This is a genomic window from Aeromicrobium changchenzhani (genome assembly GCF_057586615.1).
This window is the reverse complement of the sequence record NZ_CM172480.1, coordinates 1,213,622-1,229,981: the sequence shown is the minus strand read 5'-3', so window position 1 is coordinate 1,229,981 and position 16,360 is coordinate 1,213,622. Positions and strand designations below refer to the sequence as shown.

The window sequence follows — 16,360 nt, the reverse complement described above, 5'->3', positions numbered from 1 at the left end:
TGGTCAGTGGTCGATCTCGCAGGGCCCGGCGGCCGCGGAAATGCAGGTCTGGATGTTCACGCCGTCGCCGGGTGAAGCGGTGGTCAGGTCGCCGCTGCGCAGATCGCGCACGACGCCTTGGCGCAAGGGCACTACGCAGCCGAAGCACACGCCCATCCGGCAGCCGCTCGGCATCAGGACGCCAGCGGCTTCGGCGACCTCGAGGATCGGCGTACTGCCGTTGGCCTCAACCGAGGTGTCGTTGCCGGTGAAGGTGAGCGTGCCACCTTCGCCTGCTTCCATGAGCGCCACGCGGAACTGCTCCGTGAAGAGCGCCAAGCCAGCCGCATCGTGATGTGTCTGCAAGGCATCAAGCAGTCCGGCAGGGCCACAGGCGTAGGTGCTGCGTTCGGCGAGATCTGGGACGAGATTGATGAGGTCTTCGACATTCAATACGCCGTGTACATCGTCATACTTGGGGATCAGATCGATGGCGCCAACCTCGTCGAGTTCCTTGAGATTGCTCAGGAAGATCGAGTCCGGCTCAGTCGGGGCGACATGGACGACCACGATGTCGATTTCGTTGCTCCGGGCAAGGCGTACGACACCGGTGTCCGTCACCGGGAACAGATTGCGCAACATCCCGATGACGGGGGTTACGCCCGAACCAGCCGTTACGAACAGGAGTTTGCCTTTGCCGTGCTGCGCGACCGAGTCAGGAAGAACGAAGTCGCCCGTGGCCTGCTCGAGGTGCACAAGGACTCCGGGAGCGGCTTCGCGAACGAGGTGGTTGCTCACGGTGCCGTTGGGGACTGCTTTGACGGTGATCGATATGTTCTTGTCCCTGCGCTGTCCATGGGTCAGGGAATATGCGCGCCATTGACGAACACCATCGACGTCGATGCCAATGCGGACGTACTGGCCGGGCACATGCCCTGCCCAGTCAGCGCCGGGGCGGATCACTATCGTTGCGGCGTCGGCAGTCTCCGGGACGACCTCGACAATGCGTCCGCGCAGGTCAGCGCCGCTACGCAGTGGGCTGATGAGGTCGAGGTAATCCGACGGAAGCAATGGAGTCGTCACACGCTCGGCAACCTTGAGGACGCGATCGCGCAGCGATGCACGTGGTCTCTGGATAGTTGTCGTCATACTTCCATGATGTAGTCCAACCGGTGTAAAGTCTTGACCAAACAATGTGAATTAAATACATGCTTTTGTTTTTTGCGAACAAACTAGTGAGAGTGAAATTCTGTGCACGTCTCCCCCGGCGCAGCCGAACTCGGTTTTGATGCTGGCATCTATGACTCACTTCGAGAAGTGTTGCCACGCATCGCGGAGCAAGCTATAGCGGCGATCATCGTTGAAGTGCCGAGTTATGCAGGGCCCCTCGCCGGTCATATGGGCGAGAACATACAAAATGCAGTGCAGCTCGGCATTGGTGGGTTCCTCACCCTGACGTCACGCGAATCCGACCCTGGCGTTCCGCTCGCTCCGGTCATTGACGCTGCCTATTCCCTCGGCCAAGGCGAGGCCCGCAGTGACCGCGCGATGGATGCACTACTTATGGCCTACCGGATCGGCGCTCGTGTGGCGTGGCGAGAGATGGCAGTTGTAGCCACCGAAGCCGGCATGTCAGCGGAAACGATGGCCAAGTTCGCCGAGCTGTTGTTCGCCTACATAGATGAACTCTCTGCCGCCAGCGTCGCCGGCCATGCCGATCAATTGTCCGCCAGCGGGCGGGTACTCGATCGCCATCTCGAAGACCTAACCCGGCAATTGTTGAATGGTGCGTCGCCAGATGCACTCCGTACAAGCGCCGAGCGTGCCACGTGGCGAGTGCCCAGCACTCTGACGGTAGTTCTCGTCCCCATCTCACAACAGCGAGCAGTCATCTCACGGCTTGGCGCGGGAACTCTCCACCTCGAAGACGATCTGCCCGGGCTCGACAAGGCCGCGGGGCTGGCCGTCCTACTGGCCCCTGATGTCGACGGTGCAGGTCGAGCGAAGCTCCTCGGGCTTCTGGCCGATCGCCAATCGATCGTTGGCCCGGCCAAACCATGGATGCAATCGCGATCGTCCTATCTGCGTGCGGTGCGAGCCTGGCAACTAGTTGCGGACACCACCGGCCCAATAGACACCGAACTCCATCTCGCGTCTTTGGTCATCGGATCAGACCCCGAAGCCATTGCTGACCTTCGGCGACGAGTCCTCGCTCCGCTCGATGACCTCCGACCAGCAAGTGCCGAAAAACTCGCTGAGACGCTTCGTTCCTGGCTTCTGCACCAAGGTCGTCGCGACGATGTGGCAGCAGATTTGTTCGTGCATGCTCAGACCGTCCGCTACCGGATGGGGCAACTCAAGGAGCTGTTCGGCGACAGCCTGAACGATCCCACCACGGTGCTCGAGTTGACGATCGCCCTGCACGCCCTGCACGACCTGCCGGTCAGTACACCACCGGCGTGAAGCGCAATGACACTGCCTGCGGCGGTCCCAGCAGCGTCGGAACGCGCTTCGGCCCCTGATGGACCGAGCGGCTCCGCCCGTTGCGTCGGGAATTTGATCAGAATGCGCCGCTTTCGCGCTATTCTGAGATGCCGGGGCCGATGATCGGGGAGGGATTTGGTGTCTTCTTTCGACGGTCTACGACTGTCTTGGTTGGGTTTCGTCATCCTGCCGCCTGCCGTGACCGTCTACCCATGATGCTCGACACGGCAAGTCTTCGTGTGGCGTTCGCCGTCGTGGCGTTCACCATGCTGATCCTGTTCTATTTTTCGACCTACCGTTCCACTCGCTCCCCCTACTGCGGATGGTGGTGTGTGGCACTTGCTTCGTTCCTGGGCGGTTCGAGCGCCTACCTTCTCGACGGCACGCCACAGCAATATTGGAGCAATCCGCTCGGTAACGCGATGTTGGTGTTCGGCGGTGCCGCCGTCTGGGCGGGCGCCAGGACGTTGCGAGCACCGCGACCGCCGGGCTGGCAAATTGCTATCGCACCGATACCGACCTTCATACTTTCTTGCTTGGACCATCCAGATTCAAACATCTGGTCGGGAGGTTACATCTTCCTCTTCGCGCTGAGCGCGACGATCGGTCTGTGCGCCGTAGAGCTCTGGCGGATGGAACACACCGATACCAGTGTTCGAATGATGCTCACGGTCTCAGCCGGCTTCATAAGTTTCTACTACTTCCTTCGGTGGATCGTCTATCTGATCCATGGCTCCGAAGGCCACGCTTTCACCGCCTATTTCGGATCGGCGACCACAACGCTCCTGAATTTGACACTACTGGCCGTGGTTTCCTACAGCATGTCAGAACTGAGCCACGAACAATCCACCAAGGAACTTACGGCCAGGGCTACACGCGACGGGTTGACCGGGCTTCTCAATCGCGCGGAGTTTCTCCGTCTTGCTGGCAACGCAGCTCAGAACTCGAAACGCTCATTAGCCGGCGCGCTGATCCTTGCCGATCTCGACCATTTCAAGAGCATCAACGACGCCTACGGACATCCCGTCGGTGATCGCGTGCTGGAAGCATTCTCAGCCGCATGCCTAGCAGCGGTTCGCTCCACTGATCTGATCGGCCGTTATGGCGGCGACGAATTCATCCTGCTGCTGCCGGGCACGACCCTGGACCGCGCCGCGCAGACTGCAGCGCAAATCAACCTACGATTTCAGGAATCGACCGCTTCCATGGGAATTGGCGTTCCCAGCGGCAGCTATGGAGTGGGGCACCTGGCTGTTGGGGCAAACCTGGACGACGCAATTTCATCGGTCGATACGGCGCTGTATCGAGCAAAGCAATGCGGCCCGATCCAGGTGGCACGTGAAGATGAGGAAGTTGCCGGGCTCAATCCTTCGACCCCGGCCCCAAAGCCAGCACCTCGACCCTGATCCTTTGTCCGTTCGTCCAGACAGGTGGACGCCGTCGGCACGGAACAGCCGCCCTCCACACCATTTCGGCCAACGCAGCTAGTGATGTCGCGCTGTTCCCGCTGGGCCGCGTCGTAGGTGGCACAGCTGGCGATGGTTGCATGCGAATTTCCCGGACTAGGCCGAGTACGGTGGTGGCTCGTCAACGGAAAGGGTTAACGATGCCCAGCGTGGAACGCACGGTCACGGTCCGGCAACCGGTCGAGAAGGTGTGGGCCTACCTCTCAGATTTTCGCACCAGCCAGGAATGGGACCCACCGAGCGTGAGCACCAGCCGGACCTCCGGTGATGGGGGCGTGGGAACGACGTATCACAACGTTTCTAAATTCGCCGGTCGTGAGACTGAGGTGGACTACATCGTCACCGAATACATCGAGCACGAGCGCTTCCAACTGAGGGGAGACGCTGGCTCGATCCAGCTGCTAGACACTATGACATTCTCGTCAACGGGCGATGTGACGATGGTGACCTATCACGCCAGTTTTGAGCCCACCGGCGTCGCCAAACTGGTCGAACCGCTGATGCCTGCCGCGTTGGCACTGCTCGCCAACAAAGTCGCAAGCAGCCTCGAGGACCACCTCTCCAACCTCTGACCCCTCGAGACCCTCCAGCCCGAGTTCAGTCTGATCAATCGTTTCCCGCACGTTTCCGGCAACCTACTTTTCTTGCCACACCCCGAAACGACGGACGCAGATGCCGATGAAGTCGGCTCTTCGAACAGCGGCCGGTCGTCAGCTGGCTGGTATTTATCGCCGTTCGTTGCTCAGTACCTGCCCGGTTAGGTGCCGGGAATTCGTCGAATAAGTCAGCACCGCGTGGGGGTCAATGACGCGGACAACGCGGCGCGCCCTGAACGCGTGAGCAATCGACGGGGAGTCGACGATGACGAACCACTCTTGGTCGCGGTCAACCCCTTCCACGATGACCGCCGGCAAGCTGACGCGGCTGAATGCTGCCAAGACGCGATCTTGCTGCCGTTGACCCACCATGCTGAAGGTTTCGAGGCACCAAGGCTGGGCAGTCTTGTGCGAGAGATTCGACATAGTTGTCCCGTCTGGAAACGATCAGTACCGCCTGCTGCCGAGCCGGTGGACCAAAACTATCGGCTCTTCTCGGTGATCAGCACTCGAAACTTATGCAACTCGTTCGATGTTCGGACATTCCAAATCTGAGGACCCACGAGCAAGGGCCCGATGAGGGCGGAGAAATGCATAGATTTCATCCTCCAAAAGAGCGAATCTGCGGGAGAGACTTGAACTGTTCATCCTACGAAAGGCCCGACAATGATGCTTCTTGAGTGCGCGATCGATTTGACGGCTCAGCGGCACGGATTTCACCACAAAAATCTGCGCTACCGCCGCTGAGATGACTTACGAGACTTACGCCAAAAGGTCAGACTCATGACAATCGAGGATGTTCTACGAACCGACCCCACCCGCGACGGTACAAAACCGTTTGAACAGACAATCGACGCCGCAGTCCTCGCCCGGGTGAGTCGCGAGATGGCGGGGGCCGAGACGACCGAACAGGCGGTCACGCAGATAGTTTTTTTCGCGACGCAAGCGTTCGGCACCCAATTTGCCGGTGTCACGATGCTGCAGAGCCGCGGCAGATTCGCAACACTTGGGCCAACGTCCGATCTCGTCGCTCGCGCCGATCAGTTTCAGTACAACGATGGAGAAGGGCCGTGCATTGACGCGGCGACCGAGTTGCGTACGGTGACTTGCGAGAACCTGGCGACCGATGCACGGTGGCCGCGGTGGAGTCGCCAAGCCACGGGACTAGGGTTCTTGAGTGTTCTCTCGGCCGAGCTTCACGCCGGCGGGGCCCCGATAGGATCCCTGAACATGTATGGGACAAGAACCGGGCAGTTCGCACCACACCATGTCCGCATGGCTCAGATATTTGCCAGCCATGCCTCGGTCGCTTTGACTGCGGCTCGTGCTGTCGAAGAGTTGCAGCAGGCCTTGGAAAACCGCACGGTGATCGGACAGGCCCAAGGAATTCTCATGAATCGCTTGAGTGTCGATGGCGACCAGTCGTTCGCTATTTTGCGGCGCTACTCCAATGAAATGAACATCAAGCTGGTCGAGATCGCGCGAGGTCTGGTCCAAACGTCTAGTCTGTCGGATTGGTTTCGCGCGGAAGGGGTACCTAGCGCACACGTTTATGGCTCGTTTCACACGGAAGTGGACCGCCCCAAGAAATCAGATCGGTGAGGGATTACGTTGAGCGAACCAGCGAAGGCCTTCGTTTACTTCGAGCCGGCCACGAGGTACCACCGCGGTGGGGTGTTTTTCGATCGCGAGTCGGCTACTCGGTGGGCCAAAGAAATCGCTGCAAGTCGAAAAGAAAACCATTGGGTACTCAAAGTTCGACGCAACGGTCGATGGGTCGACATAGACAAGCCCCACTTCGGAGTGTTTGGCAGACACGGACATACCCGAATACTGCGCTGAAAATCAATGGCCCCGCATCAAATCTTGATGGACATGAAGGTCTCGCGGGACCAAGCACGACACTACGCACCACGACGGTAAGCAGGGATAACGAAATGGGCATCACCTATTCGAGCGTCATCGACACGCCTCGTGATGAGGTGTTTGCGTGGCACGCTCGCTGCGGTGCGATGACCCGTCTGACGCCGCCGTGGATGCCTGTTCGCATCGGCGCGGAAGCGACGTCACTCAAAGACGGGCGAGCAGTTCTCGAGTTCCCCGCCGGTCTGAAATGGATTGCACAACACGACGCATCCGCTTACGTGGAAAACAGCCGATTCGTTGATGAACTGGTCTCCGACGGAGTTTCGTCGAAACCACTCGCCGTCGCATTGACGTGGCGACATGCCCATGATTTCACCACGGTCGAGGGGAATCGGACCAATGTGACCGATCACGTTGAGTCGAAAATTCCCGAGCGCATGCTCCACCAAATGTTCAAGTACCGGCACAATCAACTGGCAGCCGACCTCGCCGAACACCGTTGGGCGGCAACCCAAACCAATCGCACGCTGACGGTGGCGATGACGGGAAGTTCAGGGCTCATCGGAACGGCATTGTCCGCATTTCTGAGCACCGGCGGCCACCGGATCATTCGGCTGGTACGCCACCCACCTACCGGGCCCGATGAACGTCGTTGGGATCCGAATAATCCCGATCGAAGCCTGTTTGACGGCGTCGACGCGGTCATTCACCTCGCGGGTGAACCCATTGCTGGACGGTTCACCGAGGAGCACAAGCGGAAAATTCGAGAGAGCCGCATACCCCCAACGAAGAAACTGGCCGAACTCCTCGCGACCATGGACGGCGGACCCAAAGCCTTCGTCGTCTCCTCTGCCATTGGCTTCTACGGCGCTGATCGCGGCGATGAGACCCTCACCGAAGCGAGCGCACCTGGCACGGGATTTCTTGCCGACGTCGTCAGGGCGTGGGAGGACGCCACGATCCCTGCGCGCGAGGCTGGTATCCGTGTCGTCAACGTGCGCACCGGGATCGTGCAATCTCCACGTGGCGGAGCGCTGCACCTGTTGCGCCCCTTGTTCGCGGCCGGACTGGGTGGACGGGTCGGTGATGGCCGGCAATGGCAGTCGTGGATCGGATTGGACGATCTTGTTTATGCCTACCATCACGCCCTGATCGACACCGACATTTCTGGACCCATGAACGCGACGGCACCAGAACCGGTACGCAACAGTGAGTACACACAGATCCTCGCCCGCACGCTCCGCCGGCCCGCGGTCCTGCCGGTACCGGCTCTGGGCCCACGCCTGCTTCTTGGCGCAGAAGGCGCCGCCGAGATTCCCAATGCCAGCCAGCGGGTCATGCCAACACAACTGGAAGCCACCGGATATCAGTTCCGACATCCAACCCTCGGCGCCGCGTTAAGCCACCAACTCGGGCGCACTGAATGAACCAAATGACATACGGCAACAACAACGAGAGGAATCGAGTATGCGCATAGTCGTAGCGGGAGCGTCAGGCTTCGTCGGGAAACGACTCTGTTCTGCATTGGAAGAAGCCGGGCACACCGTGCAGGCCATGACTCGCCACCCCAACACATACACCGGCGCGGGCGAACCGGTCTACGGCGACGTTCATGACCCCCCCACTCTGGCGGCCGCGTTGGAAGGGTGCGAGGTCGCCTACTATCTGGTGCACTCCCTGGATTCCAGCGACTTCCAACGCCTCGACGCCGAGGCAGCGACCAGTTTTGCCAGCGCTGCGGCCGACATGGATGTGCAGCGCATCATCTATCTTGGTGGTCTCGGTGCGGATTCCGATGACCTTTCGGCGCATCTGCGGAGCCGCCGCGAGGTGGAGCGGCTGCTCAGCACCGCGGATGTCCCCGTCACCAGTCTCCGAGCTGGAGTCATCGTTGGCCACGGTGGGACATCATGGGAATTGACCCGACAGCTCGTTGAACACTTACCGGCAATGGTGGTTCCTCGCTGGGTGAATACTCGGACCCAACCGATCGGCATCGATGACGTGGTCCGCTATCTCGTGGGTGTGCTGGACGTTCCCGAGACTGCCGGTCGAGCGTTCGATATCGGCGGACCCGAAGTCCTCGAATATTTGACCATGATGCGCCGGCTCGCGGCGATCCAAGGACGCTGGATTCCTGTTGTTCCCGTCCCGTTGCTTAGCCCACAGCTGTCGTCACTGTGGTTGGCACTGGTCACCAATGTGGACATCCAGACCGGACGTACGTTGATCGATTCGATGACGAATGAGGTCGTTGTCGAAGATGATTCAATCCGACGATTGGTACCGTTTGAGCCGATGGACTACGACGACGCCGTGCTCAAAGCGTTGGGTGAGCGCGCTCGCGAGAAGCGAACCAAACGATGAGGTTTCCACGTCGCCGGAAACAGTTGAGGTGGCTTGCTGCACTGCCCAAAGGTCTCACCGGACAGACACCCCGTTTGCACCTCGAGCCGCTCGAAGCAACGCGACACAGGCGCAAGGTGGTGGGCACAGTCATGCTGCTCGGAACCGGCACGTTGAAATATTCGCTCTCGACGCGGCCCGGATCAAATCGTTTTTACGCCTCATCGTTAGCGACTGCAGCGATCTGGACGGGCGGAGCTGCGTGGTCGGGGCCGTTGCACCTTGGGTGGATCGAGATGCGCAGTGGCAAGTTCAGGCGGCCAATCATCGTTCCCGTCGCCACCGCGGCTGGCGCTTTCGCGCTGTTTTATGGTGCGGCTCTCGTGGCCCGTCGAATTCCTGTTTTGGACAATGCTCTGGTCAAGGTGATGGAGTTCGCCGACGACGAGCATTCCGCACTCGTGTTGCTGACGACTTGCGCCAATGGGCTCGCCGAGGAGATCTTTTTCCGCGGTGCCTTATATGACGCTGTCGGCCAGAAAAATCCGGTAGCAGTGTCGACCGCTGCGTATACGGCGACCACAATCGGCACACGGAATCCGGCCTTGGTTATCGCGAGCGTGGTGATGGGTGGATTGTTCGGATTGCAGCGGCGGGCATCCGGCGGCATTCAAGCGCCGGCACTGACTCACCTGACCTGGTCCATCCTTATGGTGCGCTTCCTACCGCCATTGTTCCGTCGCAAATTCCCACCCCGAGCATGAGACACGCCAGCAGATCTATCATCCGAAAAGCGGTGAGATTGTGCGGTCTACCCGTTCGTCCAGTCCCCCGTGCGAAAGGAATGTTGTTATGACGTTCAACAGCTCCGTCGACACTTTGCTCGACCGTTCGATCATTCTGGGATATTCACGCATCGGTCCGCTGCTACGCCGCCGGTGGTGGCCCGCCGATCCCGCCGCAGGCTCAATGGCCGGGCGTCGGGTCATTGTCACCGGCGCTACCTCCGGTATCGGCCTGGCAACGGCGGCAGGGTTGGCCAAACTTGGCGCCGAAGTGGACATTTTGGGGCGTAGTCGAGAAAAGTTGGATGACGCCTTGATGACGTTGCGGTACCAGGTGCCACACGGGACATTTCATCCACAGCAATGCGACATCAGCGATCTCGACGACGTGCGCCGATTCTGCTCGGAGTACCGGCACCAGGTGCCCGTGTTGGATGGATTGATTCACAATGCCGGAGCGATGATGACCGAACGTACCGAGACCGCTGCCGGGCACGAAGTCACGTATGCAACCCACGTGCTTGGCCCACATCTCATGACCACTCTGCTGCGAAAGGAACTCGCCGCCAGCGATGCCGCCAGCGTCATCTTCATGTCATCCGGTGGAATGTACACCGCAGATCTTCGCGACGACGATCCCGAATATCGTATCGGTCAGTATGCGGGCGCCAAGGCATATGCGCGGACGAAACGTATGCAGGTCGTCCTCGCCCAGATGTGGGCGGACCGACTTGCCGACGATCACATCGCCGTCGAAAGCATGCATCCAGGCTGGGTCAACACTCCCGGCGTGGCAAAATCGATGCCGAGATTCCGACGGGCGACGCTGCCGGTGCTGCGACCATTGGACGAAGGTGCCGACACGCTGATCTGGTTGGCGGCAACCCGCCCGGACTCCAGCAATACCAGTCATTTTTGGCACGACCGACGCCTACGGCCGACCAATTACGGGCACGCCAAAGACGAGGATCCGAAGAAACGCGAACGGTTGTGGAATGATGCCGCAGCGGCAACGGGGACTGCCAAGCTCGGGGAGCTCGAGTAAGCGTTTTTGTCATTGGAACTTCTGCCGCCGCGATACAAGGTCATTGGCCGGTGATGAGCACGAAGCGTCGCCAAGCCGGCCCGTGCGCCAATCATTTCGACCTATGCAACACCCAAGTTACGAATAACTGACTCTGCGACCCTTCGACCGGAGACAAGCGCACCTTGAATCGAGCTGGTGTCCCGATGGTCACCACAAACATAGACACCATCCTCCTGCGCCGATCGCTCGAACGGGTGCGGGGCGGGCATCGCTGGGAGGGCCCGCGGAATGTCATATGTCGCCATATGTTCCCACGACGCGGTGTCGCAGTTGTAGAGTCGCGCAAGATGAGACCTGATCACGGAATCGTCGAGGTCTTTGGGTGCTTTGCTTTGGTCATGGACGACTGACGTGGCAATTAACGCACGGCCATCGGACGAATAAGACGGTGCGGCCTCGGTCATCACGACGGTGTTGCTCACCGGAGATTGTTCGGCATCAACGATCAATGTTGGTTCGTTTAACGGGGACTGCTCGGCGGCGTGATACACCGTTGACACGCCTCTCCACTGCGGCAGCCGCACGCCTGGGAGTAGCCCGGCAGCCTCGTCGGCGGCGGTCGCAATGACGACGGCGTTGGCACGAATCAGGCCGGCTGACGTTTCCACCTCGGTCGGCCGTATTGCGATCGCCGAACGCTGCAATTCGACCCTCAGATCGTGAGCCAGCAGTTCCGGCAGCGCCTGCATACCAGTCGCCGGGACAGCCACGCTGCCTCTGATAAATCTTCGCATCATCAGGTCAGTAAATCGACTTGACGTCGACATATCCGTTTCGAGGAGTAGCCCTGAAAAGAAGGGTTGCAGACAACGGTCGATGATTGTTTGAGACATTCCAAGACTTCGCCACCGCTCGTTGGCTGCCTGATCTTTCTGTCGTTGAAGAACAGAGACCGGCGCGTATGCGACGAATCCGGCATAGGCGGCGAGGGCCAACTTATCCCGCATCCCGCCAATCGGTGAACGCGCTGCGGTAAGAATTCCGCGGGGTCTGCGTCTTGGGTCTTCGATCCGAACAGTTTGACCCTCAACATGCAGCAGCATCGCCCGATTGAAATGGCGAAGATTTAACTGGTCCAGGTCGACTTGCGCGCAGAGTTCCGGATATGCGGTATTCAACACCTGAAAACCCCGGTCGAGCCGAAATCCGTCGACCTCATCGGTGCGCACTCGACCGCCGACCGCGTCCGATGCCTCGATCACACGCACGTCGAGACCTGCTTGAGTCAGGCGCTGAGCACACGACAATCCCGACAACCCCGCTCCGACTACCGCAACGTCACAGGTCTCGTTTGCCATGTCTCATTCCCTCTCGACCAAATATTTGGAGTCGTGCACACCCGCCGGGCGCTGGCCCGTCAGCCCAGTGTGACGCATTGGTCGTCGCGGTTGTTGGCGGCGAAGCTGGGGATTGGTAACTCGACGGTCGCCAAGGCTTGGCGTGCTTATGGAATCCGGCCGTGGCGGTTGGAGACGTTCAAGTTCTCGACTGACCCTGAGCTGGTCGCGAAGGTCACTGACGTGGTTGGCCTGTATTTGGCGCCGCCGGAGAACGCGATCGTGTTGTGTGTGGATGAGAAGTCCCAGATTCAGGCACTCGATCGGACGCAGAAGACGTTGCCGATGAAACCAGGCCTTGCCGAGCGTCGCACCCATGACTACGTGCGCCACGGCACCACCACGTTGTTCGCGAGCTTGGAGATCGCGACCGGCAAGGTCAACGGAATCACCCAGCCGAGGCACCGCCGCCAAGAGGCTTTGCGGTTCCTCAAACACGTTGCGAAGGCCTACCCCGACCAGGAATTGCATCTGGTCATGGATAACTCCGCAACCCACAAGACGGTCGAAGCCCGCGACTGGCTCGAGGCGAACCCGCGAATCCATTTCCACTTTCCCCCGCAAGCGGGAGGTACCCCCACACCGACGTCCGGCTCGTGGCTGAACCTGGTCGAGGTCTAATTCGGCATCATCGAGAAGCAAGCCATCCACCGGGACGGTCCAAAGTCCCGGATCCACGGGACTCGGACGGGCCTCGGGGTGCGGATGTCAGCCCCCGGGTCCGTCTCCGCGCTCGTGGTGAAGCAGGAAGGGCAGCCCGCCGCGACGCAGGAGGGGGCGGTCGAGGTACGACATGCCCACCAGCGCCCCGTCGCGCCCGACCCGGAGCTCGTCGCGAACCCATCGCCACGGCCGCGGCCCGTCGGCGGCGTATGTGACCACCACCGCGGGCAGCCCGTCGGCCAGGCCCTCACCCAGCACCGCGCGCATAGCCAGCCGCTCCTCCAGCGAGCCGGAGCCGTCCCGCGCGCGGACGAGGTTCACCCCGACCAGCTCCCCAGGACCGGACCTGGCGAACCTCTTGCCATGCCAGCGCGGGAGCCCCACCAGACCGAGCCCCACCGGCGCCGCCTGCCGCAGCGGCGCCACGAACTCGGCCCACAGCGTGCCCACGACGTCGTCGAGTGCGGGCGCCGGCAGGCTCGACCACGCGCGCACCAACGCGGGCACACCGATCACCGACCACCGTCCGTGACCGTCGGGGTGCCGGCCCGGCGCGCGGTGACCGGCTCCCGGCGTACGGCGCCCTCGGGCGCCGAGGGGAACAGCGACGCGAAGCGCTCGGCCAGCGCGGTGATCGTCAGCGACGGGTTCACCCCGAGGTTCGCCGGGATCGTGCTGGCGTCGGCGACGTAGAGCCCGGGGTGCCCGAACACCTCGTGCGAGGTGTCCACCACTCCCTCGGCCGGCGAGGCACCCATCACCGCGCCGCCCAAGATGTGTGCGGTCACCGAGAGCCCGCCGACGGTCTCGCCCAGTAGATTCAGCGGGGTGCCGCCCGACGACTCGGCAAAGGCCCGGGTGACCTTGTTGGCCACCGGCAGGTAGCTCGGCGCCTGGCGCCCTGGCACCGCCCGCGACCGCAGCACGCGCCGCCACGGCCGGAGGGGGGACCGCCGGCGCTCGAAGGCCAGCTCGTTGTCGAGATGCTGCATGACGGTGAGCACCGTGAGCCGGCGCTCGAAGCCCCGCGCGGCCATCCACCGCACCTGCGAGACGGGCGAGGCCGCCAGCCTGCCCAGGGTCCGTAGCGCTCGGCCCAGCTTCCGCTCGCCGTCCACGATCGGCCCGACCTGGAGCCGCATGTGCCAGCCGCCCACGAACCGGTTCTGGGTGACGTGGGTGTCGGGATCGGGGTAGAAGTCGCTGGAGATCGTCGGCCCCCGCGACAGGTCCTCACCGGGCGGCTGGAGCACCGCCGTCAGCGCCTCGCTGTTGGTGCGCACCCGCCGGCCCAGCATCGCCGAGACGTGCGGCAGCGTGCCCAGCTCGTCGCGGCAGCGGAACAGCAGGTCGAGCGTCCCGAGCACGCCGGCGGCCAGCACCACGCGACGGGCCCGGATCGGCGCGACCGGTGTGCGCCGCCACGGGTGGGCGACAGCGAGCTCGTAGCCACCGCCGGGCAGCGGCCGGATCCCGGTCACCTCGTGCTCTGCCCGTACCTCAGCGCCGTAGCGCTCGGCGAGCGGCAGGTAGTTGCGGGTGAGCTGGTTCTTGGCACCGTACGGGCAGCCGAGCAGGCACTCCCCGCAGAGGCGGCACCCGGTCCGGGCAGGCCCCTCGCCCCCGAAGAACGGGTCCGGCTCGGTGACGCCTTCGCGCCCGAAGTGGATGGCCACCGGCACCGGCCCGTACGTCGCGCCGGCGCCGACCTTCGCGGCCGCGGCGGCCAAGTGGTCGTCCATCGGGCCGCGGTGGCGGGTGACTACCCGTCCCAGCATGCCCGCCGCCCGGGCGAGGTGGGGTGCGAGCTCGGTACGCCAGTCCGGGCACAGGTGCGACCACGCAGGATCGGCGTAGAAGCCGTCGCGCGGCTCAAGCAACACCCCGGCCCAGACCGTGGACCCGCCGCCGACACCGCTCGCGCCAATGATCGCGACGTGGCGGAAGACCCGCTGCCAGAAGAAGCCGCGCAGGCCCACGCCCGGCTGCCAGAGGTAGGCGCGCGGGTCCCGGCGCGCACGCAGCAGGTCCTCGTCGCCGAGCCGCCTGCCCTTCTCGAGGACCAGCACGCGGTGGCCGGCCTCGGTCAGCCGCAGCGCCGCGACCGCCCCACCGAAGCCACTGCCCACCACGACCACGTCAGCATCGAACTCCGGCATGTCCGTAACACTAGTGCTGTCACAGTAGCGTTGTCCATTGATCACAATCCGGCGGAACAATGTGCGGGGCGAGCCCTCCCGGCTCTGGAAGACCAGGGGCTCCCGTCCCAGGTCATGGGTGTGCATGACCGACAGGTGCGCAAGGCAGCCTGATCCCGACCGGGACGACAGAAGTAGTTTCGAGGCTCGCTGCGCTCGTACCTCAACCACCGAGGACAAGGTGAAGGATCGCGATGGCGACCTCCAAAGAAGTCGAGGCCAGACGATGTCTGACCTCGACTTCTTTGGTAGCGGGGGCAGTGTGCTGGTTCAGGACATAGGCGACACATCTCCCAGGTCATCGGCGACAGCTCAGCCGGGTTCGATGCTCGGCCATGACGCAACCCACAAGACGGTCGAAGCCCGCGACTGGCTCGAGGCGAACCCGCGAATCCATTTCCACTTTCCCCCGCAAGCGGGAGGTACCCCCACACCGACGTCCGGCTCGTGGCTGAACCTGGTCGAGGTCTAATTCGGCATCATCGAGAAGCAAGCCATCCACCGGGGAACCTTCGCCTCCGTCAAAGACCTCACCACCAAGATCAGGGCCTTCATCAACGGCTGGAACGACCGATCCTGTCCCTTCGTCTGGACCAAAACCGCAGACCAGATCCTCGCCAAAGCCAACCATCCAACCAATTCAACTACAGGGCACTAGGTGGCGAGAGAGCCCGCAAAGATCTGCCAAGCGAGAGCGCTCTTCGCGACCAAACTCAGGACGAGGTAGCTTTTTTCACCGAAGGCGTAGCTCTTCCACGGCCCGATCTGCCGATACTGCAGCCACTGGTTGAGTGCGAAACTCATGAACAGCACAAAGAGCGAGACAAAGATGCCAACAACAAAGCCGGGGATCGATGAGCCAGCCCCTACAAAATTGATGCTGATCACCACCCACGGTGCCACGCCGACAATGGTCCCGAACCAGAACGGCAGCATCGTGGTTGCCGCCCGCCCAGGTGGATTACTGACTTCTTGAATCCAGCCGAAGAGAATCATGGCGACATTGGCTCCGGCGATCGCGACAACCGCGGAGATTCCAGTGATTCCGCTGTACAAGGAGATGAGTAGGACCATCACGGTCGCGCTAAAGGAGTACTCGATCCAACGAAACCTGTTGAAGCCAGCTTTCAGTTCCCGTTCGTAGCGGGTTCTGCATAATGTGGCGGTGAGCAGGTGATCAATAGCGGCGAGGCCGAGAAATACCGCGATGGCGACACCTATCCGCACATCGAATAGGGCGTCAGGCGCGGGCACGTCGCTGCCCGGTGGGCCCTGAGGGAATTGCGACGTCACCGTGATGGCGAAACCGCCAGCCAACAGGAGGATCGCGACGGCCTGCGCGGCGTGGAGTACGCCAAGGCCAATATTCCAGCGACGCAAATCGCGTAACCGCGCCTCGGTGACCCCAGAAGCTGCGGATTGCTGCGGCCGAGGAATGTTCGTAGAACTCACGCTCATGATTGTAACCGGCTGGGTTCGCGGGAATCGCCGTGCTGAGAAATTCAGCTTCGTCGCTGCGTCGGCCGGAGCACATTAGGACTTGTGAATTGTCG

The 16,360-nt window shown here is 61.8% G+C and carries 13 protein-coding genes and 2 pseudogenes; 10 read left to right on the top strand and 5 right to left on the bottom strand.

What is annotated here, in order from left to right:
- Window positions 1-3 precede the first annotated feature (3 nt).
- Complete coding sequence (locus AC2YB9_RS06210) at window positions 4-1,128, bottom strand: ferredoxin reductase (protein ID WP_487267875.1); 1,125 nt, start codon at window positions 1,126-1,128, stop codon at window positions 4-6.
- Window positions 1,129-1,230: 102 nt separating this feature from the next.
- Here AC2YB9_RS06210 and AC2YB9_RS06205 point away from each other — a divergent pair, with 102 nt between their 5' ends.
- The 8 genes from AC2YB9_RS06205 to AC2YB9_RS06170 all read left to right on the top strand — a co-directional run bounded on the left by AC2YB9_RS06205 (window position 1,231) and on the right by AC2YB9_RS06170 (window position 10,567).
- Window positions 1,231-2,442 carry a PucR family transcriptional regulator gene (locus tag AC2YB9_RS06205; RefSeq protein WP_487267874.1) on the top strand — a complete coding sequence of 404 codons (1,212 nt, stop codon included), beginning with the start codon at window positions 1,231-1,233 and terminating at the stop codon, window positions 2,440-2,442.
- Between the two features lie 233 nt (window positions 2,443-2,675).
- A complete protein-coding gene (locus tag AC2YB9_RS06200) occupies window positions 2,676-3,869 on the top strand; it encodes a GGDEF domain-containing protein (RefSeq protein WP_487267873.1) in 1,194 nt (397 codons plus the stop codon).
- Between the two features lie 200 nt (window positions 3,870-4,069).
- Window positions 4,070-4,501 carry an SRPBCC family protein gene (locus tag AC2YB9_RS06195; protein WP_487267872.1) on the top strand — a complete coding sequence of 144 codons (432 nt, stop codon included), beginning with the start codon at window positions 4,070-4,072 and terminating at the stop codon, window positions 4,499-4,501.
- Between the two features lie 807 nt (window positions 4,502-5,308).
- Entirely contained in the window at window positions 5,309-6,127 is an 819-nt protein-coding gene (locus tag AC2YB9_RS06190; protein WP_487267871.1) for a GAF and ANTAR domain-containing protein, read from the top strand.
- 335 nt (window positions 6,128-6,462) lie between these two features.
- Window positions 6,463-7,818: a TIGR01777 family oxidoreductase gene (locus AC2YB9_RS06185; protein ID WP_487267870.1), complete on the top strand. Its 1,356-nt coding sequence runs from the start codon at window positions 6,463-6,465 to the stop codon at window positions 7,816-7,818.
- Window positions 7,819-7,858: 40 nt separating this feature from the next.
- A complete protein-coding gene (locus tag AC2YB9_RS06180) occupies window positions 7,859-8,758 on the top strand; it encodes an NAD(P)H-binding protein (protein WP_487267869.1) in 900 nt (299 codons plus the stop codon).
- Window positions 8,759-8,877: 119 nt separating this feature from the next.
- Entirely contained in the window at window positions 8,878-9,501 is a 624-nt protein-coding gene (locus AC2YB9_RS06175) for a CPBP family glutamic-type intramembrane protease (protein WP_487267868.1), read from the top strand.
- Between the two features lie 88 nt (window positions 9,502-9,589).
- A complete protein-coding gene (locus AC2YB9_RS06170; RefSeq protein ID WP_487267867.1) occupies window positions 9,590-10,567 on the top strand; it encodes an SDR family NAD(P)-dependent oxidoreductase in 978 nt (325 codons plus the stop codon).
- 101 nt (window positions 10,568-10,668) lie between these two features.
- Here the strand turns inward: AC2YB9_RS06170 and AC2YB9_RS06165 are convergent, their stop codons facing one another.
- The gene (locus tag AC2YB9_RS06165; RefSeq protein ID WP_487267866.1) at window positions 10,669-11,907 is read right to left on the bottom strand and encodes an NAD(P)/FAD-dependent oxidoreductase; all 1,239 of its coding nucleotides are present in this window, start codon (window positions 11,905-11,907) and stop codon (window positions 10,669-10,671) included.
- Window positions 11,908-11,928: 21 nt separating this feature from the next.
- Here AC2YB9_RS06165 and AC2YB9_RS06160 point away from each other — a divergent pair.
- Window positions 11,929-12,564, top strand: a pseudogene (locus tag AC2YB9_RS06160) (IS630 family transposase); the annotation flags it as partial.
- 90 nt (window positions 12,565-12,654) lie between these two features.
- On the opposite strand, the gene AC2YB9_RS06155 reads toward AC2YB9_RS06160, so the two are convergent.
- Both AC2YB9_RS06155 and AC2YB9_RS06150 read right to left on the bottom strand, forming a co-directional pair.
- The gene (locus AC2YB9_RS06155) at window positions 12,655-13,125 is read right to left on the bottom strand and encodes a hypothetical protein (protein WP_487267865.1); all 471 of its coding nucleotides are present in this window, start codon (window positions 13,123-13,125) and stop codon (window positions 12,655-12,657) included.
- On the bottom strand, window positions 13,122-14,768 hold the full coding sequence (locus AC2YB9_RS06150) for a GMC oxidoreductase (protein WP_487267864.1): 1,647 nt from the start codon (window positions 14,766-14,768) through the stop codon (window positions 13,122-13,124). The genes AC2YB9_RS06155 and AC2YB9_RS06150 overlap by 4 nt, the downstream gene beginning before the upstream one ends.
- A gap of 382 nt (window positions 14,769-15,150) precedes the next feature.
- Here AC2YB9_RS06150 and AC2YB9_RS06145 point away from each other — a divergent pair.
- A pseudogene (locus AC2YB9_RS06145) lies at window positions 15,151-15,465 on the top strand (IS630 family transposase); the annotation flags it as partial.
- On the opposite strand, the gene heR reads toward AC2YB9_RS06145, so the two are convergent.
- Complete coding sequence (heR, locus tag AC2YB9_RS06140; RefSeq protein ID WP_487267863.1) at window positions 15,462-16,259, bottom strand: heliorhodopsin HeR; 798 nt, start codon at window positions 16,257-16,259, stop codon at window positions 15,462-15,464. The pseudogene AC2YB9_RS06145 and the gene heR sit on opposite strands and share 4 nt — an antisense overlap.
- Window positions 16,260-16,360 lie beyond the last annotated feature (101 nt).